5 protein-coding genes and 1 pseudogene are annotated in these 3,617 nt (G+C 64.9%); all 6 read left to right on the top strand.

From position 1 onward, the window contains the following. On the top strand, positions 1–522 hold a 522-nt coding region (locus JHD07_RS34335), incomplete at its 5' end, for a NifU family protein (protein WP_291630236.1). A gap of 192 nt (positions 523–714) precedes the next feature. Beyond that, positions 715–1,407, top strand: coding sequence for a tRNA (adenosine(37)-N6)-threonylcarbamoyltransferase complex dimerization subunit type 1 TsaB (gene tsaB, locus JHD07_RS34330; protein ID WP_291630234.1), 693 nt, complete (start codon positions 715–717; stop codon positions 1,405–1,407). Beyond that, on the top strand, positions 1,404–1,889 hold the full coding sequence (rimI, locus tag JHD07_RS34325) for a ribosomal protein S18-alanine N-acetyltransferase (protein WP_291630232.1): 486 nt from the start codon (positions 1,404–1,406) through the stop codon (positions 1,887–1,889). The genes tsaB and rimI overlap by 4 nt, the downstream gene beginning before the upstream one ends. Before the next feature lie 39 nt (positions 1,890–1,928). Then, complete coding sequence (locus JHD07_RS34320) at positions 1,929–2,384, top strand: Fur family transcriptional regulator (protein ID WP_291630230.1); 456 nt, start codon at positions 1,929–1,931, stop codon at positions 2,382–2,384. 219 nt (positions 2,385–2,603) lie between these two features. Then, positions 2,604–3,284 carry an HAD family hydrolase gene (locus JHD07_RS34315; RefSeq protein ID WP_291630228.1) on the top strand — a complete coding sequence of 227 codons (681 nt, stop codon included), beginning with the start codon at positions 2,604–2,606 and terminating at the stop codon, positions 3,282–3,284. Between the two features lie 189 nt (positions 3,285–3,473). Next, positions 3,474–3,617 (top strand): annotated as a pseudogene (locus tag JHD07_RS34310) (tRNA (N6-isopentenyl adenosine(37)-C2)-methylthiotransferase MiaB); the annotation flags it as partial.

Here is a 3,617-nt window from a genome sequence, read left to right as displayed (position 1 = left end):
ATTCCCGGCCGCGTCGTGGTCGACGGCAACCCGATGGAATTTGCCAGCCGCGAATCGGCGGCGCGCTCGCCGCTGGCCGAAAAGCTATTTGATGTGCCCGGTGTCACCGGCGTGTTCTACGGATCGGACTTCATCACCGTGACCAAGGCGGTCGGTGAATGGCAGCAGCTCAAGCCCGCGATCCTCGGCGCGATCATGGAGCACTATATGTCCGGCGCGCCGCTGCTTGCCGACGGCACGGCGCAGGGCGATGCCGATCTCGACGACGAGGACGAGTTCTTCGACGAGTCTGACGCCGAGACGGTGGACATGATCAAGGACCTGATCGAGACCCGGGTGCGGCCGGCTGTCGCCAATGACGGCGGCGACATCACCTTCCGCGGCTTCAAGGACGGCATTGTCTATCTCAACATGAAGGGCTCATGCGCCGGCTGCCCGTCATCGACCGCGACGCTGCAGCATGGCATCCAGAACCTCCTGAAGCATTTCGTGCCCGACGTGGTCGAAGTCCGGCCGATGTGACGAGGAAGTCGTCATTCCGGGATGGTGCGTCAGCACCAGACCCGGAATCTCGAGATTCCGGGTTCGGTCTACAGACCGCCCCGGAATGACGGTTGCGCTGGGTAATATGGGGGGCTGCGTGCGTGATGAATGGCGGACAGGCGCCTGGTTCGCTAGACTGCTCGCCATTCGCAACTCGCCATTCGCTTTTCCATGCTGATCCTTGCCATCGATACTGCGCTCGACGCCTGCGCGGCCGCCGTGCTGGACACCGATGCCGGCGAGTTTCTCGCTCAGGAATCGCTGCTGATGAAGCGCGGTCATGCCGAGGCACTGATGCCGATGATCGCGCGCGTGATGCAATCGGCGGATCTCGCCTTCACCTCGCTTGACCGCATCGCCGTCACCGTCGGGCCCGGCAGCTTCACCGGCCTGCGCGTCGGCATCTCGGCGGCGCGGGGCCTTGCGCTTGCGGCGAAACGACCGGCGGTCGGGCTGACGACGCTGTCGGCCTATGCCGCGGCCGTTGTCAGCCAGAACAGGCCGGCGCCGGTGATCTCTGCAATCGATGCGCGGCACGATCACGTCTATTTCCAGATCGTCGCTGGCGACGGCAGCCAGCTGGTGCGGCCTTGTGTCGCCCCCATCGACGAGGCGATCGCGGCCTCGCAATTCGGCGCGCCGCAGCTCGTCGGCAATGCGGCCGGGATCCTCGCCGATCGCTGGCCTGAGAATGGTGTGCAACCTGTTGCGGTCGATGCGCAGCCCGCGCCCGACATCGGCTGGGTCGCCTGGCTCGGCGCCGCGGCCGATCCCGGCGCCACGCCGGCGCGGCCATTCTATCTGAAGGCGCCAGACGCAAAGCCGGCCGCAACTCCGCCGCTCGCGCAAGCCGCAAGCTCATGATGCGATGGTTGGCGGAGTGGTGGCGCGGCGGCAGCCCCGTCGTCGAGCCTGCGACCTCGCGCGACGCCGCGCGGCTCGCACAGCTGCACGGCGCCTCCTTCGCGCGCGGCTGGGGCGAAGGCGAATTCGAGGACATGATGAGCGAGCGCAACACGCTGGTGCAGCGCTTGCGTCTCGGCAGCAAGACGGTCGGCTTTGCGGTGTCCCGAATCGGCGCGGACGAAGCGGAAATTCTCTCGATTGCGGTGGACGCAGCCTATCGCGGTCGCGGGCTCTCCCGCACGCTGCTGATGACCCATCTCGGCCACCTCGCGGGACGCGGCGTGCGCACGATATTTCTCGAAGTGGAGGAAAACAACCAGCCGGCGCGCCGGCTCTACGACCGGACCGGATTCACGGTGGTCGGGCGCCGCGAACGCTACTATAAGCAGCCGAACGGGGAACAATTGAACGCCCTTCTGATGCGACGTGACTTGTCGTAACATTGGTGCCAGAAAGCGCCTCCGCCAGGCAGACACCCTATGACCGCATTGAAACCTTCTTCCGCATCCAAGGCGTCCGGCATCGAGGTGCGCTGTGCCGCCACTGGCATGCGCATGACAGAGCAACGCCGCGTCATCGCCCGCGTGCTCGCGGAGTCGGCCGATCATCCCGATGTCGAAGAACTGTACCGGCGCTGCGCCGCGGTCGACGACAAGATTTCGATCTCGACCGTCTATCGCACCGTGAAATTGTTCGAGGATGCCGGCATCATCGAGCGCCACGATTTCCGCGAGGGCCGCGCGCGCTACGAGACGATGCGCGACAGCCATCACGACCATCTCATCAATCTGCGCGACGGCAAGGTGATCGAGTTTACCTCCGAGGAGATCGAGAAGCTCCAGGCGGAGATTGCGCGCAAGCTCGGCTACAAGCTGGTCGATCACCGGCTCGAGCTCTATTGCGTACCGCTCGACGACGACAAGCCGACGAATTGATGCACAGTTCTTTCGGCGATCTTTCTTCACCTCTCCCCAACGGGGAGAGGTCGATTTGCTCCCGGCGATGCGAAGCATCGTCCGGTGCAAATCGGGTGAGGGAGCGCTGCTACTACGAGAGACCGTAACCCCTCACCCGGCGCTTCGCGCCGACCTCTCCCTATGGGAGAGGTGGTACCACCCGCGCGGCACCAGAGTGCCCGACCAAGTAAGGCTCTGATGCCCATCGACCTCATCATCTTCGATTGCGACGGCGTGCTCGTGGACAGCGAGGTGATCTCCTGCCGTGCGCATGCGGACGTGCTGACGCGCCACGGATATCCGATCACGTCGGAGCAGGTGCTGGTCCGGTTCCTCGGCGTGTCCGAGAAGGATGCGCGGCGGATGGTCGAGCAGGAAATCGGCCGTAGTCTTCCCGACGATCTCGAGCAGCAGATCAATGCGGCCACGCTGCAATCCTACGCCAGCGATCTACAGCCGATCATCCACGTCGCGGCAGCGATCGCCGCGATCGACCTGCCCAAATGCGTTGCGTCGAGCGGCACGCCGGACAAGATCCACCACGGTCTGACCTGCGCCGGGCTCTACGATCTGCTTGCCCCGAACATCTTTTCCGCGAGCCAGGTCGCACGCGGCAAGCCCGCGCCCGATCTGTTCCTGTTCGCCGCCGCGCAGATGAAGGTCGCACCCGAGCGGTGTCTCGCGATCGAGGACAGCGTCCCCGGGGTCACAGGCGCGCAAGCCGCCGGGATGACCGTGCTCGGCTTTCACGGCGGCGGCCACTGCCCGCCAGGCCACGCCGAACGGTTGCGCGCCGCAGGTGCCAACCTGACATTCGACGATATGCGGCAATTGCCGGAGTTGGTCCGGAAAGCGGGAGCGAAGGCCCTGGCGGGCTGATTTCGGCCACTTGGCGTCATTCCGGGCATGCGCAACGCGCGTGAACCCGGAATCCCGAGATTCTGGGCCGAGATTCCGGGTTCGCGACGGCGTGGGGCCCCGGAATGACGGGCGAAGATGGTCCATTCGCTGGATTTTCGGCTCACCAGCCTCTATGTGAAGGCCGTCCTCCACGCCATTTCGGGTTCCATGACGCCGCCGCGCAAGCTGCACATCAAATCATTTGGCTGCCAGATGAACGTCTACGATGCCCAGCGCATGGTGGACACGCTGGCGCCTGAAGGATTCGTGGAGACTGATAGCGCCGAGGAGGCCGACCTCGTCATCCTCAAC

It is taken from the genome of Bradyrhizobium sp. (assembly GCF_016462955.1).
Classification (GTDB): Bacteria; Pseudomonadota; Alphaproteobacteria; order Rhizobiales; family Xanthobacteraceae; genus Bradyrhizobium.
Note: the sequence above shows the minus strand (reverse complement) of the source record. Positions and strands in the feature narration are given on the sequence as shown.